The sequence below is a fragment of the Limnohabitans sp. 103DPR2 genome (genome assembly GCF_001412575.1).
Classification (GTDB): domain Bacteria; phylum Pseudomonadota; class Gammaproteobacteria; order Burkholderiales; family Burkholderiaceae_C; genus Limnohabitans_A.
This window is the reverse complement of the sequence record NZ_CP011834.1, coordinates 1,378,990-1,401,353: the sequence shown is the minus strand read 5'-3', so window position 1 is coordinate 1,401,353 and position 22,364 is coordinate 1,378,990. Positions and strand designations below refer to the sequence as shown.

General features: G+C 53.1%; 22 protein-coding genes and 1 tRNA gene. 3 read left to right on the top strand and 20 right to left on the bottom strand.

Annotated elements, in window-relative coordinates; genetic code table 11:
- Nucleotides 1-12 precede the first annotated feature (12 nt).
- The 18 genes from L103DPR2_RS06865 to rpsO form a co-directional block, all read right to left on the bottom strand.
- On the bottom strand, nt 13-1,488 hold the full coding sequence (locus L103DPR2_RS06865; RefSeq protein ID WP_055360345.1) for an NADH-quinone oxidoreductase subunit M: 1,476 nt from the start codon (nt 1,486-1,488) through the stop codon (nt 13-15).
- Between the two features lie 12 nt (nt 1,489-1,500).
- Nucleotides 1,501-3,531, bottom strand: a complete 2,031-nt coding sequence (gene nuoL, locus L103DPR2_RS06860) for an NADH-quinone oxidoreductase subunit L (RefSeq protein WP_055360344.1) — start codon at nt 3,529-3,531, stop codon at nt 1,501-1,503.
- Nucleotides 3,532-3,545: 14 nt separating this feature from the next.
- Nucleotides 3,546-3,854 carry an NADH-quinone oxidoreductase subunit NuoK gene (gene nuoK, locus L103DPR2_RS06855; RefSeq protein ID WP_055360343.1) on the bottom strand — a complete coding sequence of 103 codons (309 nt, stop codon included), beginning with the start codon at nt 3,852-3,854 and terminating at the stop codon, nt 3,546-3,548.
- Nucleotides 3,854-4,534 carry an NADH-quinone oxidoreductase subunit J gene (locus L103DPR2_RS06850; protein ID WP_055360342.1) on the bottom strand — a complete coding sequence of 227 codons (681 nt, stop codon included), beginning with the start codon at nt 4,532-4,534 and terminating at the stop codon, nt 3,854-3,856. Before L103DPR2_RS06850 ends, nuoK begins: the two co-directional genes overlap by 1 nt.
- A gap of 35 nt (nt 4,535-4,569) precedes the next feature.
- Complete coding sequence (gene nuoI, locus L103DPR2_RS06845) at nt 4,570-5,079, bottom strand: NADH-quinone oxidoreductase subunit NuoI (RefSeq protein ID WP_055360341.1); 510 nt, start codon at nt 5,077-5,079, stop codon at nt 4,570-4,572.
- Between the two features lie 12 nt (nt 5,080-5,091).
- The gene (gene nuoH, locus L103DPR2_RS06840; RefSeq protein WP_055360340.1) at nt 5,092-6,174 is read right to left on the bottom strand and encodes an NADH-quinone oxidoreductase subunit NuoH; all 1,083 of its coding nucleotides are present in this window, start codon (nt 6,172-6,174) and stop codon (nt 5,092-5,094) included.
- On the bottom strand, nt 6,171-8,297 hold the full coding sequence (nuoG, locus tag L103DPR2_RS06835; RefSeq protein ID WP_055360339.1) for an NADH-quinone oxidoreductase subunit NuoG: 2,127 nt from the start codon (nt 8,295-8,297) through the stop codon (nt 6,171-6,173). Before nuoG ends, nuoH begins: the two co-directional genes overlap by 4 nt.
- A 14-nt stretch (nt 8,298-8,311) precedes the next feature.
- A complete protein-coding gene (gene nuoF, locus L103DPR2_RS06830; protein WP_055360338.1) occupies nt 8,312-9,670 on the bottom strand; it encodes an NADH-quinone oxidoreductase subunit NuoF in 1,359 nt (452 codons plus the stop codon).
- Nucleotides 9,667-10,158, bottom strand: a complete 492-nt coding sequence (nuoE, locus tag L103DPR2_RS06825; RefSeq protein WP_055360337.1) for an NADH-quinone oxidoreductase subunit NuoE — start codon at nt 10,156-10,158, stop codon at nt 9,667-9,669. Before nuoE ends, nuoF begins: the two co-directional genes overlap by 4 nt.
- A complete protein-coding gene (locus L103DPR2_RS06820) occupies nt 10,155-11,408 on the bottom strand; it encodes an NADH-quinone oxidoreductase subunit D (protein WP_055360336.1) in 1,254 nt (417 codons plus the stop codon). Before L103DPR2_RS06820 ends, nuoE begins: the two co-directional genes overlap by 4 nt.
- A gap of 25 nt (nt 11,409-11,433) precedes the next feature.
- Nucleotides 11,434-12,039 carry an NADH-quinone oxidoreductase subunit C gene (locus L103DPR2_RS06815; RefSeq protein WP_055360335.1) on the bottom strand — a complete coding sequence of 202 codons (606 nt, stop codon included), beginning with the start codon at nt 12,037-12,039 and terminating at the stop codon, nt 11,434-11,436.
- Nucleotides 12,040-12,049: 10 nt separating this feature from the next.
- On the bottom strand, nt 12,050-12,529 hold the full coding sequence (locus L103DPR2_RS06810) for a NuoB/complex I 20 kDa subunit family protein (protein WP_055360334.1): 480 nt from the start codon (nt 12,527-12,529) through the stop codon (nt 12,050-12,052).
- A gap of 37 nt (nt 12,530-12,566) precedes the next feature.
- A complete protein-coding gene (locus tag L103DPR2_RS06805) occupies nt 12,567-12,929 on the bottom strand; it encodes an NADH-quinone oxidoreductase subunit A (RefSeq protein WP_055360333.1) in 363 nt (120 codons plus the stop codon).
- 55 nt (nt 12,930-12,984) lie between these two features.
- Nucleotides 12,985-13,069 (bottom strand) — tRNA-Leu (locus L103DPR2_RS06800).
- Nucleotides 13,070-13,229: 160 nt separating this feature from the next.
- Complete coding sequence (gene secG, locus L103DPR2_RS06795; protein WP_055361912.1) at nt 13,230-13,607, bottom strand: preprotein translocase subunit SecG; 378 nt, start codon at nt 13,605-13,607, stop codon at nt 13,230-13,232.
- Nucleotides 13,608-13,653: 46 nt separating this feature from the next.
- Nucleotides 13,654-14,409, bottom strand: a complete 756-nt coding sequence (gene tpiA, locus L103DPR2_RS06790) for a triose-phosphate isomerase (protein WP_055360332.1) — start codon at nt 14,407-14,409, stop codon at nt 13,654-13,656.
- Nucleotides 14,410-14,439: 30 nt separating this feature from the next.
- A complete protein-coding gene (gene pnp, locus L103DPR2_RS06785) occupies nt 14,440-16,557 on the bottom strand; it encodes a polyribonucleotide nucleotidyltransferase (protein ID WP_055360331.1) in 2,118 nt (705 codons plus the stop codon).
- A gap of 223 nt (nt 16,558-16,780) precedes the next feature.
- Nucleotides 16,781-17,047, bottom strand: a complete 267-nt coding sequence (gene rpsO / locus L103DPR2_RS06780) for a 30S ribosomal protein S15 (RefSeq protein WP_055360330.1) — start codon at nt 17,045-17,047, stop codon at nt 16,781-16,783.
- 249 nt (nt 17,048-17,296) lie between these two features.
- On the opposite strand from rpsO, the gene L103DPR2_RS06775 reads away from it, so the two are divergent.
- The 3 genes from L103DPR2_RS06775 (at nt 17,297) to L103DPR2_RS06765 (ending at nt 19,915) form a co-directional block, all read left to right on the top strand.
- Entirely contained in the window at nt 17,297-17,716 is a 420-nt protein-coding gene (locus L103DPR2_RS06775; RefSeq protein ID WP_055360329.1) for an RNA-binding S4 domain-containing protein, read from the top strand.
- Between the two features lie 127 nt (nt 17,717-17,843).
- The gene (locus L103DPR2_RS06770; RefSeq protein ID WP_055360328.1) at nt 17,844-18,857 is read left to right on the top strand and encodes a Bug family tripartite tricarboxylate transporter substrate binding protein; all 1,014 of its coding nucleotides are present in this window, start codon (nt 17,844-17,846) and stop codon (nt 18,855-18,857) included.
- Nucleotides 18,858-18,937: 80 nt separating this feature from the next.
- Nucleotides 18,938-19,915 (top strand): Bug family tripartite tricarboxylate transporter substrate binding protein, encoded by a 978-nt coding sequence (locus L103DPR2_RS06765; protein WP_055360327.1) that lies wholly within the window; start codon nt 18,938-18,940, stop codon nt 19,913-19,915.
- 54 nt (nt 19,916-19,969) lie between these two features.
- Here the strand turns inward: L103DPR2_RS06765 and L103DPR2_RS06760 are convergent, their stop codons facing one another.
- On the bottom strand, nt 19,970-21,217 hold the full coding sequence (locus tag L103DPR2_RS06760; protein ID WP_055361911.1) for a branched-chain amino acid ABC transporter substrate-binding protein: 1,248 nt from the start codon (nt 21,215-21,217) through the stop codon (nt 19,970-19,972).
- Nucleotides 21,218-21,260: 43 nt separating this feature from the next.
- Entirely contained in the window at nt 21,261-22,316 is a 1,056-nt protein-coding gene (tsaD, locus tag L103DPR2_RS06755) for a tRNA (adenosine(37)-N6)-threonylcarbamoyltransferase complex transferase subunit TsaD (protein WP_055360326.1), read from the bottom strand.
- Nucleotides 22,317-22,364: the final 48 nt, after the last annotated feature.

Sequence of the window (22,364 nt, the reverse complement as noted above, 5' to 3'; positions counted from 1 at the left end):
GCGCAATGTCGATCAAGGCAATTTAGAAGCAGCCACGTGCTGCAACAAATTGGCCACAGAGACTTCCATCACATCGGTGAAAGGCTTGGGATACAAACCCATGTAAAGCACCGCAATGGCCAACAATGCCATGACAGTGAATTCACGTGCGTTGATGTCAGTCAGTTCTTTCACGTGATCGTTGGTGACAGGACCCAGGTAGACGCGTTTGAACATCCATAAGGTGTAAGCGGCACCAAAAATCAAGGCTGAGGCAGCCAACAGGCCCACCACGAAGTCAAACTTCACGGCACCCAAAATGACCATCCATTCGCCTACGAAACCGGCTGTGCCTGGCAAACCGCAGTTGGCCATGGAGAACAACAAGGCAAAGGCTGCAAACTTGGGCATGGTGTTGACCACGCCGCCGTAGCTGGCAATTTCACGCGAATGGACGCGGTCGTACAACACGCCAATGGACAAGAACATGGCGGCAGATACAAAGCCGTGCGCAATCATTTGCACCAATCCACCGGACACACCCAGCGGATTGAAGATGAAGAAGCCCAAGGTGACAAAGCCCATGTGTGCAACCGATGAATAAGCCACCAGCTTTTTCATGTCTTGTTGCACCATGGCCACCAAGCCCACATAGATCACCGCCACCAAGGACAAGACGATCATGAAGGTGGCCCACTCGCGCGCTGCGTCGGGGGCAATGGGCATGGAGAAACGCAAGAAGCCGTAGGCACCCAGTTTCAACATGATGGCCGCCAACACGGCAGAGCCACCTGTAGGGGCTTCAACGTGCACGTCGGGCAACCAAGTGTGAACTGGCCACATGGGCACCTTGACCGCAAAGGCTGCGAAGAACGCGAAGAACAAGAAGTTTTGCGCCGTGGCCGACAAAGGCAGCTTGTGCCATGCCGCAATGTCAAAGCTGCCACCCGACTGGGTGTACAAGTAAATCAAGGCGATCAATGTGAGGAGTGAGCCCAACAAGGTGTACAAGAAGAACTTGAACGCTGCATAGATTTTGTTCGGACCGCCCCAAATACCAATGATCAAATACATTGGAATGAGCGTGGCCTCAAAGAACACGTAGAACAGCAAACCGTCTAAAGCGGAAAACACGCCAATCATCAAGCCAGACAAGATGAGGAACGCGGCCATGTACTGGTTCACTTTTCGCGTGATCACTTCCCAACCCGCAATCACCACAATCACATTGATGAAGGCAGTGAGGATGACGAACCACACAGAAATGCCGTCAACACCCAAGTGGTAGTTGACGTTGAAGCGCTCAATCCAAGACGCTTTTTCGACAAACTGCATGGCAGCTGTGTCAAGTTTGAAGCCACTGTACAAAGGCAGTGTGATCAGGAAACTGATGACCGATCCGACAAGGGCCAACCAGCGCACAGCCGGAGCTTGTTCATCACGACCCAAAGCCAGTAAAACAAGACCGAACGCGATAGGCGTCCAGATGGCAAGGCTCAACAAATTCATTTTGATGCTTCCTTATTTGTTGAGCCAGACGAAGTACGTCATGAGCAAGAAAATACCCAAGATCATCACCAAGGCGTAGTGGTAGAGGTAGCCCGATTGCAGCTTGCGGGTCCAGGCTGAAACCATGCCCACCAGCTTCCAAGAGCCGTTGACAAGCAAGCCGTCGATCAAGGTGCGATCGCCAACTTTCCAAAGTCCATTGCCCAAGGCGCGTGCACCGCGGGCCAAAACGTTTTCGTTGAACCAGTCCATGAAGTACTTGTTCTCAAGAATGACCACCAAGGGACGCAGCGCACGGCCAATGGCGGCTGGCACTGCGGGGTTGATCAAGTACATGTACCAAGACACCACCACACCGGCCAAAGCCAACCAGAACGGCGCTGTGGTCACAGCGTGCAAAGCCATGGCCACGGGGCCGTGGAAGGCATCTGCCAATTCATGCATCACGTGGTGCTTGTCGCCGTCCACAAAGATCGCGTCTTTGAAGAACTCGCCAAACAGCATGGGGTCGATGGCCATGTAACCAATGACCACCGAAGGAATGGCCAACAAAATCAGGGGCACTGTGACCACCCAAGGTGACTCGTGCGGACCATGATCGTCGTGACCATGGTCGTCATGGTGATCATCGTGGTGACCGTGATGTGCATCAGGGTTCTGGTCATAGCGCTCTTTGCCATGGAACACCAAGAAGTACATGCGGAAGGAATAGAACGCTGTGACGAAGACACCCGCCAGCACCGCAAAGTGCGCAAAGCCAGCCGCAGGCAAATGGCTTTCGGCCACGGCTTCAATGATGCTGTCTTTGGAATAGAAGCCAGAGAAGAAAGGCGTGCCGATCAAAGCCAAAGAACCAAGCAAAGACGTGATCCATGTGATGGGCATGTACTTGCGCACGCCGCCCATGTAGCGAATGTCTTGGTTGTGGTGCATGCCCATGATGACCGAGCCTGCACCTAAGAACAACAAAGCTTTGAAGAAGGCGTGCGTCATGAGGTGGAACACGGCCACTGAGTAAGCCGAAGCACCCAAAGCCACTGTCATGTAACCCAATTGCGACAAGGTGGAATAAGCCACCACGCGCTTGATGTCATTTTGAATGATGCCCAGGAAACCCATGAACAAAGCAGTGATGGCACCGATCACCATGATGAAGTTCAAGGCAGTTTCAGACAACTCAAACAAAGGTGACATGCGTGCCACCATGAAAATGCCGGCCGTCACCATGGTCGCTGCGTGGATCAACGCAGAGATGGGTGTGGGGCCTTCCATGGAGTCGGGCAACCACACGTGCAATGGGAACTGGGCTGACTTGCCCATCGCGCCAATGAACAAGCAGATGCAGATGACGGTGATCAACATCCAAGAGGTGCCAGGCAGTGTGAGCGCTGCGAGGTCGCCCGCTTTGGCAAAAGCCTCTGTGTAGTTCAAAGTACCCGCAAAGGCAGCAATGAGGCCAATGCCCAAGATGAAACCAAAGTCACCCACCCGATTGACCAAGAAGGCCTTCATGTTGGCAAAAATGGCGGTGGGTTTGTTGAACCAGAAACCAATCAACAAATAAGACACCAAGCCCACAGCTTCCCAACCGAAGAACAGTTGCAGCATGTTGTTGCTCATGACCAGCATCAACATCGAGAAAGTGAACAATGAGATGTAGGCGAAGAAACGGTTGTAGCCCTCGTCTTCTTCCATGTAACCGATGGTGTACAAGTGAACCATCAGCGATACGAAAGTGACGACGCACATCATCATGGCGGTGAGGCCATCGACCATGAAGCCCACTTCCATTTTGAGACCCCCAACGGCCATCCAGGTGTAGAGGGTTTCGTTAAAGCGTGCACCGTCCACCGCCACACTCTTCAAAGTGGAAGCGGACAAGATGAAAGCAATCAACACGCCCAAAATGGTGAGCGTGTGTGTCAGGCGACGACCAATCCAGTTACCACCGAATTGCGTTCCCAAAATACCAGCCAGCGCCGATCCCACCAGAGGGGCCAATGGCACTGCAAGCAGCGTTGAAGCGTTGAGGGTTTGGCTCATGTTCTTTTAACCTCTTAACCCTTGAGCGAATTGAGCTCGTCCACATTGATGCTGTTCTTGTTGCGGAACAAGAGCACCAAAATGGCCAAACCAATGGCGGACTCGGCTGCTGCCACTGTGAGGATGAAGAAGACGAACACTTGTCCGTGCATGTCACCCAAGAAGTGAGAGAAAGCCACAAAATTCATATTGACCGCCAAGAGCATCAACTCAATGGCCATCAACAACACGATCAGGTTCTTACGGTTCAAAAAGATACCGATCACCGACAGGGCAAACAGCATGGCGCCCAGCGACAAATAGTGTCCAAGTGTCAATGTCATTATTTGGTCTCCTTGGAAGCATCGGCCAAAGCGGGGGCTTCGGGTGCTTCAGGTGCTTTTGGCGCTTCGCCAACTTTGACGGCATCCATCTTGACCACGACCAAACGGTCTTTGGCGCGCACATGAACTTGTTCAGAAGCGCTGATGGCTTTGCTGTCTTTGCGTTGACGCAATGTGAGGGCAATGGCGGCAATCATGGCCACCAACAAAATAGAAGCTGCCACTTGAATCGGCATGAGGTACTCGGTGTACAACAAGATACCCAAGGCCTTGGAGTTGGAGATTTGGGGGGCTAACTGCCCGACCGCCATGGCCACTTTGGGCGCTTCAGAAGAGCGGAAACCACTCATCAAAACGCCAGCCATTTCAAGCGCAACCAAAGCACCCAATGATGCTGCCAAGGGGAAATGCTTCCAGAAGCCTTCTCGCAAAGTGTCCAAGTTGATGTCCAGCATCATCACCACAAACAAGAACAGCACCATCACGGCACCCAAGTAAACCAAGACCAAAGTCATGGCCAAGAACTCGGCTTGCAAGAGCAACCACAAACCCGAGGCTTGTGAAAATGCAAGCATCAGGTACAACACAGCATGCACTGGGTTGCGCGCAGTCACAACGCGGAAGGCTGCAAACATCAGCACCACCGAGAAGAGATAAAAGAAACCAGTTTTGACGTCCATGGGTTGTCGCTTGTTAGTTTTGTAAATTCAGTCGATCACCGGTACTTGGCATCTGCTGCTTTAGAAGCAGCAATGTCTTTCTCATAGCGATCGCCCACTGCCAGGAGCATCTCTTTGGTGTAGTGCAGATCGCCGCGCTTTTCGCCGTGGTATTCCAAAATGGACGTTTCCACGATGGAGTCGACGGGACAACTTTCTTCGCAGAAACCGCAGAAGATGCACTTGGTCAAATCGATGTCGTAACGTGTGGTGCGACGTGAACCATCAGCACGCACGTCAGATTCAATGGTGATGGCCATGGCGGGGCAAACGGCCTCGCACAGTTTGCATGCGATGCAACGCTCTTCACCGTTTTCATAACGACGCAAGGCATGCAAACCTCGGAAACGAGGTGACAAAGGTGTCTTCTCTTCAGGGAACTGAAGGGTCACCTTGCGACGGAATGCGTAACGACCCGTTAAGGCCATGCCCTTGACCAACTCAAACAGCATAAAGCTCTTGAGAAAGTCTTTGAGCGAAAAATTGGATACAGCCACAGTAGACATGTCTTAACCCGGTTATTTCCAAATGTTCCAAGGCGAGTGCAACCACACGCCCACAATCAACAGCCACACCAAGGTGACTGGGATGAAAATTTTCCAACCCAAACGCATGATCTGGTCATAACGGAAGCGCGGGAAAGTAGCGCGAATCCAAATGAACATCGAGACCACCACAAAGGTCTTGATGCCTAACCAAATCCAACCTGGAATGAAGTTGAAAACAGTGCTGTCAATGGGCGACATCCAGCCGCCCAAGAACATAATGACGGCCAAGATAGACACCAACCACATGCTGGCGTATTCGGCCAAGAAGAAGATGGCAAAGCCCATGCCGGAGTACTCCACCATGTGACCGGCCACAATCTCGGCCTCCCCTTCCACCACGTCAAACGGGTGACGGTTGGTTTCAGCCACGCCAGAGATCAGGTAGACCATGAAAATGGGGAACAAAGGCAACCAGTTCCAGGACAAGAAGTTCAGGCCCATGTTGGCCATCTCACCTTTGCCTTGACCCAGCACGATTTCTGTGAGGTTCATGCTGCCTGTGACCATGATGACTACCAAGAAACAAAAGCCCATCGCAATTTCGTAACTGACCATTTGCGCAGAAGCGCGCAAGGCACCCAAGAAGGCGTACTTGGAGTTGGAGGCCCAACCCGCAATGATCACGCCATAAACCTCGATGGAGGTGATGGCCATGACGAGCAGCAAACCTGCATTCAAATTGGTCAATGCAACTTCAGGGCCAAAAGGAATGGCCACCCATGCGGCAAGAGCCGGCATGATGGCCATGATGGGACCCAAGCGGAACAAACCAGGCGCCACAGCAGATGGCGTGATGATCTCTTTGGTGAGAAGCTTCAAAGCATCTGCAATAGGTTGCAACAAACCGAAGGGACCCACTCGGTTGGGTCCCATGCGAACTTGCATGAAACCGAGCAACTTGCGCTCCCACAAAGTGAGGTAAGCCACAGCACCCATCAGGGGGGCCAACACCGCCACAATTTTGATCAAGATCCACAAGACGGGCCAGACCATGGCAGCCCACCAAGTGGCGGAGATGGCGTTCAGGCCACCGTTGTACAGTGCGTCGATCATGCGTGCACTCCTTCAGCAACAGCCTTGGCATTTCTAGCATCTGCTGTCAATTGCAAAGAAGGTGCGCGGCGCACCAAGCTGTCGAGTTGATAAATAGATGCCACGCAAGGTGTGTCTACATCACCTGCCATGCGAACCTCAGAACCACAAGCATTGCTGAGGTTCAAGGGTGTGGCGCTGATTTGTTTCAACACATCTTGTGAAGTTTCAAAAGCCAACTGTGGCAAGCCGAGCATGTTGGCCAAGACGCGCAATACTTTCCAAGCAGGACGGGTTTCGGCCAAAGGCTTCACCACGGCATGGAAACTTTGCAAGCGCCCTTCTGCATTGACAAAACTGCCCGACGTTTCCGTGAACGGTGCGATGGGCAGCAACACGTCTGAGAAAGCCATGTTGGTTTTGAACGGGCTGAGTGTGACCACCATTTGCATGGCAGCCAATGCCGCAACTGCCTTGGCACCCGCAGCAGAGTCTTCCACGGGTTCGGTGTTCAGCAACAAAGCGGCTTTCAAGCTACCGGCCAACATTTGCGCAGCGTTCAAACCACCAGACTGTGGTTGGGCTTTGGCCCACTGCGCACCCACGGTGTTGGCAGCTTCTGTGAGGTAACCGAAAGTGGCGCCTGTTTGTGCCGCAATCCATTGGGCCAAGCTGAGCAAGCTGGACGCATTGGCGTGGTGTGCTGCGGCGTTGCCCAGCAAAATGGCTTTGCGTTCGCCGCCAAGCAAGGACGTGGCGATGGCTTTGGCTGCTGGTGTGACTTGACCGGCAACAGGGGCTGCAACGCCCTTCTCTGCCGCAACGGCCGCGGCCACATTGGCCAAGCTTTGTGCCCACGCACTGGCTTCTTGCACATCGGCATTTGCAATCGGCATGGCCCATGCATCTGCAGCGTTGAACAAGGTTTTAGAGGTAATGGCATTGACTTGTGCGCCATTGCGCTGCGCCTGACGAATGCGCAGTGCAAACAGAGGATGGTCTTTGCGCAAGTTGCTGCCGACCACCAAGACGCGTTGGAGTTGCGACAAGCTGGCAATGGAAGTACCCAAATAGCGCACACCTTCTGCTTTGGCAAACTCAGCATTGCGCAAACGGTAGTCGATGTTGTCAGAACCCAAAGAACGAACCAGGGTGCTGGCCAAATGCAATTCTTCAAGGGTACTGTGAGGGCTGACCAATGCACCGATGCTGCTGGCACCGTGGTCTTTGCTGATTTGGTTCAAGCCGTTGGCCACGTATTCCAAAGCGGTTTGCCAGTCGACTTCTTTCCACTCACCGCCCTGTTTGATCATGGGGGCGCGCAAACGGTCGGCACTGTTCAAAGCTTCGTAAGAGAAACGATCGCGGTCGGCAATCCAGCACTCGTTGACGTCTTCGTTTTCCAAAGGCACCACGCGGAGCACTTCGTTGTTCTTCACTTGCACCACCAAGTTGGCACCCGATGAATCGTGCGGCGCAACTGATTTGCGACGTGACAACTCCCACGTACGGGCGCTGTAACGGAAAGGCTTGCTGGTGAGCGCACCCACGGGGCAAATGTCAATCATGTTTCCGGAGAGTTCCGAGTCAACCGATTGGCCCACGAAGGTTTCGATTTCGGCGTGTTCACCACGGTGTGACATGCCCAGCTCCATGACGCCAGCCACTTCTTGACCGAAGCGAACGCACCGTGTGCAGTGAATGCAACGGCTCATCTCTTGCATGCTGATGAGCGGGCCCACATCTTTGTGGAACACCACACGTTTTTCTTCTTCGTAGCGTGACTTGCTGCCACCATAACCCACAGCCAAGTCTTGCAACTGACACTCGCCGCCTTGGTCGCAGATGGGGCAATCGAGGGGGTGATTGATGAGCAAGAATTCCATTACAGACTCTTGCGCTTTGATGGCTTTGTCTGACTTGGTGCGCACAATCATGCCTTGCGTGACGGGCGTCGCGCAAGCGGGCATGGGCTTAGGTGCTTTTTCCACATCGACCAAGCACATGCGGCAGTTGGCCGCAATGCTCAATTTCTTGTGATAGCAGAAGTGAGGAATGTAAGTGCCGGCCTTTTCAGCGGCATGCATGACCATGCTGCCTTCTAAGACCTCAACTTTTTTACCGTCTAGTTCAATTTCAACCATGGTGGTCTGCCGTCTTATACGTAAGCGGGGACCATGCAGGTCTTGTGCTCAACGTGGTACTCAAATTCGTGACGGAAATGTTTGATCATTCCGCGCACAGGCATGGCGGCGGCATCACCCAAAGCGCAAATGGTGCGGCCTTGGATGTTGTCTGCCACCGAGTTCAACAGGTCGAGGTCGCTGGCGCGGCCGTGACCATTTTCGATGCGATCGACCATGCGCCACAACCAACCTGTGCCTTCGCGGCAAGGGGTGCACTGGCCACATGATTCGTGGGAGTAGAAATAAGACAAACGCTGCAAAGACTTGACCATGCAACGCGTATCGTCCATGACGATGACCGCGCCAGAACCCAGCATGGAGCCGGCTTTGGCAATCGAGTCATAGTCCATGGTGACGTCCATCATGATGTTGGCGGGCAACACAGGCGCAGACGAACCGCCAGGAATGACGGCTTTCAACTGACGTCCACCGCGCATGCCACCTGCCAACTCCAAGAGTTTGGCAAAGGAAGTGCCCAGGGGAATTTCGTAATTACCAGGACGCTCAACGTCGCCACTGATCGAGAAAATCTTGGTGCCGCCGTTGTTGGGCTTGCCGCATTCCAAATACGCTTGACCCCCATTGCGAATGATCCATGGGACCGCTGCAAAGGTTTCGGTGTTGTTGATGGTGGTGGGCTTGCCGTACAAACCGAAGCTAGCAGGGAATGGTGGTTTGAAGCGAGGTTGGCCTTTTTTGCCTTCCAAGGATTCAAGCAAGGCCGTTTCTTCACCGCAAATGTAAGCACCGAAACCGTGGGATGCATGCAACTGGAAGTTGAAGTTGCTGCCCATGATCTTGTCACCCAGATAGCCTGCTGCGCGCGCTTCTTCTAAAGCCGCTTCAAAGCGTTCGTAGGTTTGGAAAATTTCGCCGTGGATGTAGTTGTAACCCACGTTGATGCCCATCGCATAAGCCGCAATGGCCATGCCTTCAATCACAATGTGGGGATTGAATTGCATGATGTCGCGGTCTTTGCAAGTACCCGGCTCGCCTTCGTCCGAATTGCAAACCAGATACTTTTGACCCGGGAACTGACGGGGCATGAAGCTCCACTTCAGACCTGTAGGGAAACCAGCACCACCACGGCCGCGCAAGGCAGACTCTTTGACAGTGGCAATGACTTGGTCTTGCGTCAGGCCTTCGCCGCCATCTTTGCCCAAGATTTTGCGCAGGGCTTGGTAACCACCGCGCGCTTCGTAATCTTTGAGGCTCCAGTTAGCGCCATTCAAACCCGCCATGATTTGCGGGTTAATGTGACGCTCGTGGAAAGAGGTTTCCACGCCTGTGGCCGCAAAGCGCGACAACAACTGATTCAAATCAGCGCTCATGCTGCGCCTCCAGATTTTTGCAAGGTATCGACCAACTCATCGAGCTTTTCGTTGCTCATGAAACTGCACATGGTGCGATCGTTGACAAGCAACACAGGCGCATCAGCGCAAGCGCCCTGGCACTCGCTGGGCTGCAACGTGATGAGGCCATCCGGCGTTGTTTCACCCGACTGAATGCCCAAACGTTTTTGTAAATGGACCAAGGCTTGTTGGCCGCCACGCAACTGGCAAGGCAAATTGGTGCAAACGTTCAGTTTGAACTTGCCCAATTTTTGCTGGTTGTACATGTTGTAAAAAGTGGTGACTTCGTGCACAGCCATGGGCGCCATGCCCAGATAGTCGGCCACCACTTTTTCGCTCTCAGGGCTAACCCAACCGAGCTCTTGTTGCACGATGGACAAGCAGGCCATGACGGCAGATTGCTTTTGATCGGCAGGGAATTTGGCCACTTCGCGTGCGAAGCGGGCTTTGGTCGCATCAGAGATCATCGGTCAATCTCTCCAAACACAATGTCCATGGTTCCAATAATGGCCACTGCGTCGGCCAACATGTGGCCACGGGCCATTTCATCAAGGGTCGCCAGGTGGGCATAGCCCGGGGCACGGATTTTCAAGCGGTAAGGTTTGTTGGCACCGTCGCTGACGAGGTAGATACCAAACTCACCTTTAGGGTGCTCAACGGCCGCATAGGCTTGGCCTTCGGGCACGTGGAAACCTTCTGTAAAAAGTTTGAAGTGGTGAATCAAACCTTCCATGTTGGTCTTCATGGACTCACGTGATGGCGGTGCCACCTTGTGGTTGTCGGTAATGACTGGGCCTGGGTTGACGCGCAACCACTTGATACATTGCTGAATGATGCTGTTGGATTCGCGCATTTCTTGCATGCGAACCAAGTAACGGTCGTAGCTGTCGCCTGTTTTGCCCACAGGCACGTCAAACTCAACTTTGTCATAGGCATCGTAGGGCTGCGTTTTACGCAAATCCCAAGCAATGCCCGAGCCACGCAACATCGGACCTGTCATGCCCAAGTTCAGAGCGCGCTCTGGGGACACAACACCTATGCCAACGGTACGCTGCTTCCAAATGCGGTTGTCGGTGAGCAAAGTTTCATACTCGTCAATGCACTTAGGGAAACGGTTGGTGAAATCTTCAATGAAGTCGAGCAATGAACCTTGGCGATTCACATTCAATTCGGCAATGGCTTTGGCATTGCGAATTTTGTTGACTTGGTATTGCGCTATGGTGTCTGGCAAGTCGCGGTACACGCCACCTGGACGGAAGTACGCCGCGTGCATGCGCGCACCAGAGACCGCCTCGTACATGTCGAACAAGTCTTCACGTTCACGGAAAGCATAGATCAGCACTGTAGAGCTGCCGCAATCGTTGGCGTGCGAGCCCAACCACATGAGGTGGTTGAGCAAGCGCGTAATTTCGGAGAACATCACACGGATGTACTGCGCACGCTCGGGCACTTCAATGCCCAATAATTTTTCAATGGCCAAGCAATACGCATGCTCGTTGGACATCATGGACACGTAGTCCAAGCGGTCCATGTAGGGCAAGGACTGAATGTAGGTTTTGGTTTCGGCCAACTTTTCAGTAGCACGGTGCAACAAGCCAATGTGCGGATCAGCACGCTGTACGACCTCACCATCCATCTCAAGCACCAAACGCAAAACGCCGTGTGCCGCAGGGTGCTGCGGGCCAAAGTTCAAGGTGTAGTTTTTAATTTCTGCCATGTTGATTCACACGAGCGCCAAGCGCTCAGTGCAGACCTCCGTATTTCTCTTCGCGAATGATGCGCGGTGTGATTTCGCGAGGCTCGATCGAAACGGGCTCGTACACCACACGTGCACGCTCTGCGTCGTAACGCATTTCGACATGACCTGAGACAGGAAAGTCTTTGCGGAAAGGATGACCGATGAAGCCGTAGTCTGTGAGAATGCGGCGCAAATCGATGTGGCCATCGAACACAATGCCGTACAAGTCGAAGGCTTCACGTTCGTACCAGTTGGCAGCGTTCCACAGGTGCATGACCGAATCAACCAAGGGCAAGTCATCTTCTGGGCAACGCACCATGACACGCACACGCTGGTTCAGAGAGACGGACAACAAGTGCACTACCACACCAAAACGAGGACCCTCATCCCCTACTTCGCGGTAGGTGGAATAGTCCATGCCGCACAGGTCCATGAGTTGTTCAAATTGGCACAACGGCGCATCGCGCAATGTTTGCATGACCGCAAGGTAATTGGCGGCGCTCACATGCACTGTGACCTCGCCCAAAGCCAAATCGACATGCTCGACTTGCTCGCCCAAGACTTGCGTCAAATTTTGTTGAAGTTGTTCGGGATGAATTGAAAAAGTCATGGTGCTTCTTTCAAACCCGCGCAATGGTTTGCGTGCGGCGAATCTTTTGCTGCAACTGGATGATGCCGTAGATCAGGGCTTCTGCAGTGGGTGGGCAACCTGGCACATACACATCCACAGGCACAATGCGATCGCATCCGCGAACCACTGAATAGCTGTAGTGGTAGTAGCCACCGCCATTGGCGCAAGAGCCCATGGAGATGACCCAACGGGGCTCGGACATTTGATCGTAAACCTTGCGCAAAGCAGGTGCCATTTTGTTGGTGAGCGTGCCGGCCACGATCATCAAATCACTTTGACGAGGACTGGCACGGAACACTTCAGCACCAAAGCGCGCCAAGTCGTAGCGTGCCGTGGCAGCGTGCATCATTTCAACCGCGCAACATGCCAAGCCAAAAGTCATGGGCCACAAAGAACCCGTCTTGGCCCAGTTCACCACAGAGTCATAGCTCGTGGTGATGAAGCCTTCTTTCATCACGCCTTCAATCATTGTTCACATCCTTGTTGAAGCACAAAGTCAAACGGGATCATTCCCAATCCAGGGCGCCTTTTTTCCACTCGTAGACAAAGCCCACAACCAGAATGGCGAGAAAAATTACAACAGCGACAAAGCCAGCCACACCCACTTCCTTTAAGGCCACGGCCCAAGGAAATAAGAAAGCAATTTCAAGGTCAAACAAAATGAACAAGATCGCCACCAAGTAGTAGCGAACGTCAAATTTCATGCGGGCGTCTTCGAAGGCTTCAAAGCCGCATTCGTAGGGGGAGTTTTTGGCAGCGTCTGGACGGTTGGGGCCTAAGATGTACCCTAAGACCTGAGGCAGTACGCCGACGGCGACTCCCACCAAGATGAACAACAAGATGGGGAGGTACTGGTCAAGGTTGGTCATGGACTTCTACTCACTTGTGAAACGCTGGGTGATCACACCCAGCGACTCTCTGTGTTGGTGCCGTCGGCGAGACTCGAACTCGCACAGCTTTCGCCACTACCCCCTCAAGATAGCGTGTCTACCAATTTCACCACGACGGCGGTTATTTTTGCTCTGATGGCGTGAGGCACCTACAAGTAGGTTTTAGCTCTCAGAACAACTCGTAGTTTACCCCTAAACAGGGTTCATCTTTCGGGGTAAACGCCGAAATTTATGACGCGCATCAAGAAGACCACAAGTGCGCAAAAACCAAGAGATTTCTTACTTCGAACTTGCAGGCGCAGGCGCACTGGAAGTTACAGGTGCGTTACCTGGAATTTGTGACGCTGTGCTGTTGTCCACAGGTGCTGCGGGTGCCACGACTGCGGTGCCTTCCAACACGCTGCCAGACGCTGCGGGGCGAAGGTTACCAAAGTAGGCCAGCATCAGTGTGCTTGTGAAAAACACAGCAGCCAAAACAGCCGTGGTGCGCGACAAGAAATTGGCACCACCCGATGCACCAAACAAGCTGCCAGAGCTACCGCTGCCAAATGCGGCGCCCATGTCGGCACCTTTGCCATGTTGCACCAAAATCAAACCAATCATGGCCAAGGCCGACAACATCTGTACAGCCAAAATTACGGTGATCATTGCATTCATGCTTTGCTCCAAATCTAAATGTCTACTGTCGTACGTTCAAGAGGGCTTAGGCACTCACTGAACCTGCGGCCATGATGGCCAAAAAGTCGGGCGCCTTGAGGGCGGCACCGCCAATCAAGCCACCGTCAATGTCGGGTTGTGCCAGCAACTGTGCGGCATTGGCGGCATTCATGCTGCCGCCATACAAAATAGAAATACGGTCTGAATGCGGCGTCGCCGCCTTCAGCTGCGCACGCAAAACTGCGTGAACCTCTTGCGCTTGTTCAGGCGATGCCGTACGGCCCGTTCCGATGGCCCACACGGGCTCATAGGCCACCACGATTTCACTGATGCAATGACCGTTGGTGTGAATGACGGCAGCCAATTGGCGCTTCACCACCTCTTCGGTTTTACCAGCTTCGCGGTCCGCCAAAGTTTCTCCCACGCACACAATGGGCGTGATGCCAGCCGACAAAGCGCGCTGCGCTTTGAGGGCCACCGTGGCATCCGACTCTGCGTGGTATTGACGGCGCTCTGAATGACCCACGATGGCATAGCGCACCGAAAAATCATTCAACATGCCAGCAGAGATTTCGCCGGTAAAGGCACCCACCTCTTGCGCTGACACATCTTGCGCGCCCAAGGCGACGAGCGTTTGACCCGAAAGAATGGTTTGCACCTGCGCCAAATAAGCAGCAGGCACACACACAGCAGCTTGGCAAGACATGCCTTTGCTGCCGTCAAGCACTGCCTGCAACAAAGAGGCGTTGGCAGCCAAACTGCCATTCATCTTCCAGTTGCCTGCAATGAGCTTTTTCTTCATGGTCTTACCCTCTTCTACCTTGGTGTTTGATCACTCTGATTGCGCGGGCGCAGCAGGACGATCGATCAAGGCTTTCATGGACAATTTCACGCGGCCTTTTTCGTCGGTCTCGAGCACTTTGACTTTGACGATCTGACCTTCTTGCAAATAGTCAGACACTTTTTCAACGCGCTCATGGGCGATTTGGCTGATGTGCAACAAGCCATCTTTGCCAGGCAACAAATTGATCAACGCACCGAAGTCCAACAACTTAGTGACGGGGCCTTCGTAGACTTTGCCGATTTCAACTTCAGCAGTGATCTGCTCAATGCGGCGTTTGGCTTCATCAGCCTTGGCACCATCGGCAGCAGCGATGGTGATCGTGCCGTCTTCATTGATGTTGATCTGTGTGCCAGTTTCTTCAGTCAGCGCACGAATGGTGGCGCCGCCCTTGCCGATCACATCGCGAATTTTCTCGGGATTGATCTTCATGGTGAAGAGCTTGGGTGCGAAGTTGGACACTTCGGTTTTGGCTTCGCTCATGGCTTCTTGCATCTTGCCCAAGATGTGCATGCGCGCTTCTTTGGCTTGTGCCAAGGCCACTTGCATGATCTCTTTGGTAATGCCTTGGATTTTGATGTCCATCTGCAAAGCCGTCACGCCGTTGGTGGTACCGGCCACTTTAAAGTCCATGTCACCCAAATGATCTTCGTCGCCCAAGATGTCGGTCAACACAGCAAAGCGGTTGGCGTCTTTGATCAGGCCCATGGCAATACCGGCCACGTGCGCTTTCATGGGCACGCCAGCGTCCATCAAGGACAAGCAGCCGCCGCACACAGAAGCCATGGAAGAAGAACCATTGGACTCTGTAATTTCAGAGACCACACGCATGGTGTAGGGGAACTCTTCTTTGGTAGGCAAAACAGCAGCCAAGGCACGCTTGGCCAAACGGCCGTGACCAATTTCACGACGCTTTGTAGAACCCATGCGGCCCACTTCGCCGGTGGCAAAGGGAGGCATGTTGTAGTGCAACATGAAGCGGTCTTCGTACTCACCGGCCAATGCGTCAATGCGTTGTGCATCGCGCTCTGTGCCCAAAGTGGCGATCACCAATGCTTGTGTTTCGCCACGTGTGAAAAGTGTAGAGCCGTGTGTGCGTGGCAACACGGAGTTGCGAATTTCGATAGGACGAACGGTGCGTGTGTCGCGGCCGTCGATGCGGGGCTCGCCTGCCAAGATTTGGCTGCGAACGATGTTGGCTTCGATGTCAAACAACATGCCTTCAACTTTGACGCTGTCGAACTCAACGCCTTCAGCCTTGAGGCCTTCCATGGTGGCGGCGTAGGTTTCGCGGCAAGCTTGTGTGCGGCTTTGTTTGTTGCGAATTTGGTAAGCAGCGCGCAGTTTTTCTTCGGCGTGTGCTTTCACCTTGGCAATGAGGCCTTCGTCCTTGGCGGGCGCAGTCCAATCCCAAGCGGGTTTACCAGCATCGCGCACCAATTCGTGAATGGCATTGATGGCAATGTTGCCTTGCTCGTGGCCAAACACCACAGCACCCAACATGATCTCTTCAGACAACTGTTGCGCCTCAGATTCCACCATCAACACGGCAGCTTCAGTACCGGCAACGACCAAATCCATCTGGCTGTCTTTGCGTTGTGTTTGACCGGGGTTCAACACGTATTCGCCGTTGATGTAACCCACGCGCGCAGCGCCAATAGGGCCATTGAAAGGTACGCCAGAAATAGACAATGCGGCGCTCACAGCGATCAAAGCTGCAATGTCGGCATCGACTTCAGGGTTCAAAGAAACGGTGTGCACCACAACGTGCACGTCGTTGTAGAAACCTTCTGGAAACAGAGGGCGAATAGGACGGTCGATCAGGCGGCTGGTGAGGGTCTCCAACTCGCTGGGCTTGGCTTCACGCTTGAAGAAGCTGCCAGGAATCTTGCCAGCTGCGTAGGCTTTCTCAATATAGTCCACTGTCAAGGGAAAAAAGTCTTGACCGGCTTTGGAATTTTTGGAAGCCACCACTGTGGCCAAAACCACGGTGTCTTCAATGTTGACCAGCACAGCGCCGGAAGCTTGGCGAGCAATTTCGCCGGTTTCCATGATGACCTTGTGTTGGCCCCATTGGAAGGTTTTTGTCACTTTGTTAAAAATGGACATGTTGAGTATCTCCAGAAAATCACAGTGCAAACGGCTGCACTGAAAAGCCTAGATATTTGCAGTCTGAACTCGATGCCATTCCATGAATGATCTGCTTTGAAACACAGATGATTGATGGAATGACACAGCGCGGGTTCGGTCTGAAAACGTCTTTTTAGAAAATTAAAGTAGAAAGCGCCTGAGCTAGCGGGCTAACTCAGGCGCTTGTCATCTTTCGATACGCTTATTTGCGCAGGCCAAGTTTGGCGATCAGAGCAACATAGCGGTCAGCGTCTTTGGACTTCAAGTAGTCCAACAATTTACGACGACGGCTCACCATGCGCAACAAACCGCGGCGACCGTGGTGGTCTTTGGCGTGTGTTTTGAAGTGAGGTGTCAACTCGTTGATACGAGCTGTTAGCAAAGCCACTTGGACTTCTGGGCTACCAGTGTCATTGGCAGCGCGGGCATTGGCCTTAACGACCTCTGCCTTGATGGAGGATGCAATCATTTTTCTTCCTTGTTTTCGTTAGGCATTCACATTGCTAGGCAACATGAACAACAAAACGAGGTTTTATAACTTGCGCAAGCGGTTTGGAATCAACTGCTGCGTGCGATCTTGGCCTTGCAAATCCCCAAAGGGGTCTGCTTGGCAAAGCCTCGGAATTATAACCATAGCCACCTGCCTAAACCACCCCCTCCGGCCATACTGGCTTTAAATACAGGTATCAATGCTGATTTTCAGCCAAAATGGCGTCTTATGGACAAAATCAGAATCGACAAATGGCTGTGGGCTGCCCGGTTTTACAAGACGCGTTCCCTGGCCACAGACGAAATTGGCAAGGGCCGAGTCGAAATCAATGGCCAAACGGCCAAAGCCTCCCGCGAGGTCAAAGTTGGCGACATCGTCAGCACTCGACAAGGCGACATCACCCGAACACTCAGGGTTCTCGGCCTCAGCGACCAGCGGGGCCCCGCACCCATGGCCCAAACTTTGTACGAGGAAACGCCTGAAAGCATTGCCCTCAGAGAAAAAACCAGCATTCAAAGGCGCTTGGCCCGCGAGCCCGCACTGAGCATCGAGAAAGGCCGCCCCACCAAGCGCAATCGCCGAGAACTGGAAAAAGCCAAGGGCGTGGGCTGGAACGACCGCTGGAGCGCTTCTGTCGATTTTGAATGAGGGCTTCCCAACTTTCATAGGTGACACCTAAGTGCCAGTTTAAGAAGCGAACAGGGGTTTTCACCCTCCCCCAGCTTTCACCTCCCCCCTACAGTGTGGTCACCCTTTAACCCGTAGGAGACCCTCAATGAAGTTTTCTGGCACCGCAGCCCCAAGCACGCGCCGACTCAGCCTGCGCATTTTGTACGCTTTGAGCTTGGCAGCCCCTCTTGGCCTTGGTCTATTGAGCAGCACCTCAGCCTCTGCGCAAGCCTATCCCAACCGGCCGATTCGCTTGGTGGTGACATTCCCAACGGGTGGCGCACCCGACATTTTGGCGCGCCTGTTCAGCGAAAAAGCGCAACTGGGACAGCCCGTGGTGATCGACAACAAACCTGGCGCAGGCGGCAACATTGGTAGCGACATCGTGGCCAAATCTGCTGGCGACGGCTACACCCTTGTGATGGGCACTGTAGGTACGCATTCGATCAATGGCTCCCTTTACGAAAAGATGCCCTACGACATGGTGAAAAACTTTTCACCCATTTCCTTGATTGCGTCTGCCCCCAATTTGCTGGTGGTCAACAACGACCTGCCTGTTAAAACTGTGAACGAGCTGATTGCCTACATGAAGGCCAATCCGAACAAGCTGTCGTTTGGCTCGCCTGGCATTGGCACGTCGGTGCACATGTCTGGCGAATTGTTCAAGTCCATGACTGGTACCAGCATGACGCACGTGCCCTACAAAGGCCGCCAATTTTTCTTGCCCGATTTGTTGGGTGGCAGCATTCAATTGGTGTTTGACAACATGCCATCGGCCTTGCCCATGGCCAAAGAAGGCAAGATCCGCGCAATTGCGCAAACCACAGCCAAGCGCTCGCCTGCAGCACCAGACGTTCCCACGGTTGCAGAGTCATTGCCTGGCTTTGAAGCCACCACTTGGTTTGCCATGTTTGCACCCGCCAATACGCCCAAACCCATCATCGACAAATTGAATGCCGAGGTGGTTCGCGTCTTTAAATTGCCAGAAGTGACTGAGCGTTTGAAAACATTGGGACTTGACCCTGTGTTGTCTACACCCGATGAACTGGGCAAATACCAAGCCAGTGAAATCGTGAAGTGGACCAAAGTGGTCAAAGAGTCAGGTGCCAAGGCTGAATAAAAACGCCGCAAGCATTCACGAAATTTTGATCTTGATACTGTCCACCTGAATTTTTACTTCCTCTATTTTTGGAACATCAAATGACCTTTGAATTGAATCGACGCGACGTCCTCCAAGCAGGCTTGGCGGGTGCTGTCACCATTGCCATGCCGGCCATGGCGCAAAGCAACTTTCCATCTAAACCCATCAAATTGATTTGCCCTTGGCCAGCTGGTGGCTCTACCGATGGTGTAATGCGCGCCTTGGCTGAAAGCGCCACGCGCATCTTAGGCAGCCCTGTGGTGATTGAAAACAAAGCCGGCGCCAGCGGCATGTTGGGCCCCAATGAATTGGTCAATGCCAAGCCCGATGGCTACACCCTGTCTCAATTGACCATTGGTATTTTGCGTTTGCCGCACATGCAAAAAATGCAATTCAATCCCATGCAAGATTTCACCTACATCGCCTGTCTGACTGGCTACACCTTTGGCATTGTGGTGCGCTCAGACTCCCCCATCAAATCCATCAAAGATTTGGTGGACTATGCCAAAGCCAATCCCGGCAAATTTACCTTCGGCTCTACAGGCAACGGCACCACACCGCATTTGGCAGTTGAAGAATTCGCCATGAAAGCCGGCATCCAGCTTCAGCACATTCCCTTTAAAGGCAATGCAGATGGCATGGCCGCACTCTTGGGTGGCCATGTCATGTCACACAGCGATGCTACTGGTTGGGCACCGCACGTTGACGCAGGCACCTGTAGATTGCTGGCCACCTATGGCAGCAAACGCACCAAGCGTTGGCCCAATGTGCCCACACTCAATGAATTGGGCTACGACACAGTGTCCGATTCACCCTTCGGCATTGGCGGCCCCAAAGGCATGGACCCAGCCATCACACGCAAATTGCAAGATGCGTTCAAGAAAACTTTGGAAGATCCACAAGTCTTGGCCACCTTCGAAAAATTTGACCAATCGGTGATTTACATGAACACCGAGGAATACACCAAGTTTGCGCGTGACAACTACCAAAAAGAAAAAGTCATCATTGAAAAACTCGGATTGGCCAAGCAAGGCTAAAACGAAAAAAAGCCCAGTCATCACTGGGCTTTTTTCATGGGCATGTGTTTTGTTTCAGAGTGCGGGGCGGCTCATTTTGCAACTGCTCGACATCGCCACTTCGGCTGCTTTGAATTGCCTCACTGTTTTGAATCCGTAGCCTGAGCCCTCCACATCAAAGGGCACGTCTGCGCCACCCTGTTTGGCCATCACACCCACCACCAAGGGTTGCTGAAACTGATGATCTTGTGCCCGCATTTTGCCGCGCTGCCCGGCCATGCTGACTTCCGCATTTTCAAGTTGCAAGGCCACCGCCAAAGGCTCAGAAGCGCCAGCCTTTTCAATCGACTGCGCCAAGGCTTCCACCATCAACTGCATGCGCAAATGCACATAGTCTTCAGAAGGCTTGTCAAAGCGTTGTTTGAAGGCTTGATAAAACTTGACGCTTTCCGCGCCTGCCACGTTGGGCATCCACTCGGCCACCGCCAAAACTTTGCCAACACCTGCCTCACCCATGGCAGCCGGCGCACCTAGGGCATTGCCATAGAAGGTGTAAAACTTACCTTCAAAGCCCACCTCTTTGGCGGCCTTCACCAACAAGGTCAGATCATTGCCCCAGTTGCCCGTGATCACAGCTTGCGCACCCGACGCTTTGATTTTGGACGCATAGGGCAAGAAATCTTTGACACGGCCCATGGGATGCAACTCTTCGCCAGCCAATTGAATGTCGGGTCGCATGCTTGAAAGTTGTTGCTTGGCTTCGCGCAACACTGCTTGTCCAAAACTGTAATCTTGGCCCAATAAATAAACCGATTTCAACTTGGTGTCTTGTTTTAAAACTTGCATCAAAGCTGTCATTCGCATGTCGGCATGTGCATCAAATCGAAAGTGCCAAAAATTGCATTTGTCTTGCGTTAAGGCGGGGTCAACTGCCGAGTAATTCAGAAACAAAACTCGCTTTTGCATGTCGCGTTCATTGTGTTTTTGAATCGCATCGATCAATACGGCGGCGTTGGCTGATGAGTTGCCTTGAAACACATATTGCGCACCGGCATCAATGGCAGCACGCAGCGCAGTCAAGGCTTCTTCGTTCTGGCCTTTGCTGTCATAGCGGTTCAAAACCAAAAGCCGTTTGCCTTCAGCAGTGTTCACACCGCCACGTGCATTCACGCGCTCCACCGCCCATACCAAATTGCGCAACACCGCTTCGCCTGTGTTTGCAAAGGGGCCACTCATGCCCTCAATCAATGCCAATTGGATGGGTGCCTTTTGCGCATGCGCAGTCATGCAAACGCCAAGCGCCAGACACGCAAGGCTGCGCATCACCGAATGAAACAAGTGAATCAAAACTCAATCCTCAAAAAAATTAAATGCTGGATGCCACAATTTGCGAAAGAGGCCAGCGTGGTTTGACATCAAAGCTGTAGTCAAATTGCGGTGCTTGTTGTCCCGCTTGGACGCGCATGGCAGCGGCCATGGCAATCATGGCGCCGTTGTCGGTGCACAAATGAAGTTCGGGGTAGTGCACCCGAACTCCTGCTTTTTGACAGGCTTGGTTCAACTGCAGACGCAAGGAACGATTGGCCCCTACACCGCCAGCCACCACCAAACGGCGCATGCCCGTCGCTTTCAGTGCCGCCATGGATTTCTTCACCAGCACCTCCACAATGGCTGCTTCTGTGGATGCAGCCAAGTCCGCTTTGTGCGTCGTGCTGACATCATGCAAGCTAGCGCCCAATTTGTTTGCCTGCGTCAGCACGGATGTTTTGAGTCCAGCAAACGAAAAATCAAAATCACCACTGTGCAGCAAAGGACGCGGCAATTTGAAGGCTTGTGCATTGCCGCCCTCCGCACACTTGGACAATGCAGGACCGCCTGGGTAGCCGAGTCCCATCAGCTTGGCCGATTTGTCAAAGGCCTCACCGGCCGCATCGTCCACTGTCTCACCCAAGATTTCGTAAGAGCCGACGGCTTCCACGCGCATCAATTGCGTGTGTCCACCCGACACCAACAAAGCCACAAAGGGAAATTCAGGGGGGTCCTCGCTTAAAAAAGGCGACAGCAAGTGGCCTTCCAAGTGGTGAACACCCAAAACGGGTTTATTCAATGCCGCACCCAATGCACATCCCACACCTGCCCCCACCAGCAATGCACCCGCCAAGCCGGGGCCGCGTGTGTAGGCGACCACATCCACCTGGTCCAATTCAACTTGCGCATCCTTCAACACTTCACGGGTTAAAGGAATCACCCGCTTGATGTGGTCACGGCTGGCCAACTCGGGCACCACCCCACCATAGGCTTGGTGCATGTCAATCTGGCTGAACAGCGCATGCGACAACAGGCGCGGCGCGCCAGAGGCTTGGGTTTCAACCAAAGCAACGCCGGTTTCATCGCAAGAAGACTCGATTCCAAGAAAAAGCATAGGGTTAGAGTTTATGCGATGCCTTCATTGACCATATAGCGCCAAGTT

Coding starts and splice junctions, on each gene's coding strand:
- L103DPR2_RS06865 (WP_055360345.1), bottom strand. CDS start 1,488: ATGAATTTGTTGAGCCTTGCCATCTGGACGCCTATCGCGTTCGGTCTT.
- nuoL (WP_055360344.1), bottom strand. CDS start 3,531: ATGAGCCAAACCCTCAACGCTTCAACGCTGCTTGCAGTGCCATTGGCC.
- nuoK (WP_055360343.1), bottom strand. CDS start 3,854: ATGACATTGACACTTGGACACTATTTGTCGCTGGGCGCCATGCTGTTT.
- L103DPR2_RS06850 (WP_055360342.1), bottom strand. CDS start 4,534: ATGGACGTCAAAACTGGTTTCTTTTATCTCTTCTCGGTGGTGCTGATG.
- nuoI (WP_055360341.1), bottom strand. CDS start 5,079: ATGTCTACTGTGGCTGTATCCAATTTTTCGCTCAAAGACTTTCTCAAG.
- nuoH (WP_055360340.1), bottom strand. CDS start 6,174: ATGATCGACGCACTGTACAACGGTGGCCTGAACGCCATCTCCGCCACT.
- nuoG (WP_055360339.1), bottom strand. CDS start 8,297: ATGGTTGAAATTGAACTAGACGGTAAAAAAGTTGAGGTCTTAGAAGGC.
- nuoF (WP_055360338.1), bottom strand. CDS start 9,670: ATGAGCGCTGATTTGAATCAGTTGTTGTCGCGCTTTGCGGCCACAGGC.
- nuoE (WP_055360337.1), bottom strand. CDS start 10,158: ATGATCTCTGATGCGACCAAAGCCCGCTTCGCACGCGAAGTGGCCAAA.
- L103DPR2_RS06820 (WP_055360336.1), bottom strand. CDS start 11,408: ATGGCAGAAATTAAAAACTACACCTTGAACTTTGGCCCGCAGCACCCT.
- L103DPR2_RS06815 (WP_055360335.1), bottom strand. CDS start 12,039: ATGACTTTTTCAATTCATCCCGAACAACTTCAACAAAATTTGACGCAA.
- L103DPR2_RS06810 (WP_055360334.1), bottom strand. CDS start 12,529: ATGATTGAAGGCGTGATGAAAGAAGGCTTCATCACCACGAGCTATGAC.
- L103DPR2_RS06805 (WP_055360333.1), bottom strand. CDS start 12,929: ATGACCAACCTTGACCAGTACCTCCCCATCTTGTTGTTCATCTTGGTG.
- secG (WP_055361912.1), bottom strand. CDS start 13,607: ATGAATGCAATGATCACCGTAATTTTGGCTGTACAGATGTTGTCGGCC.
- tpiA (WP_055360332.1), bottom strand. CDS start 14,409: ATGAAGAAAAAGCTCATTGCAGGCAACTGGAAGATGAATGGCAGTTTG.
- pnp (WP_055360331.1), bottom strand. CDS start 16,557: ATGTCCATTTTTAACAAAGTGACAAAAACCTTCCAATGGGGCCAACAC.
- rpsO (WP_055360330.1), bottom strand. CDS start 17,047: ATGATTGCATCCTCCATCAAGGCAGAGGTCGTTAAGGCCAATGCCCGC.
- L103DPR2_RS06775 (WP_055360329.1), top strand. CDS start 17,297: ATGGACAAAATCAGAATCGACAAATGGCTGTGGGCTGCCCGGTTTTAC.
- L103DPR2_RS06770 (WP_055360328.1), top strand. CDS start 17,844: ATGAAGTTTTCTGGCACCGCAGCCCCAAGCACGCGCCGACTCAGCCTG.
- L103DPR2_RS06765 (WP_055360327.1), top strand. CDS start 18,938: ATGACCTTTGAATTGAATCGACGCGACGTCCTCCAAGCAGGCTTGGCG.
- L103DPR2_RS06760 (WP_055361911.1), bottom strand. CDS start 21,217: ATGCGCAGCCTTGCGTGTCTGGCGCTTGGCGTTTGCATGACTGCGCAT.
- tsaD (WP_055360326.1), bottom strand. CDS start 22,316: ATGCTTTTTCTTGGAATCGAGTCTTCTTGCGATGAAACCGGCGTTGCT.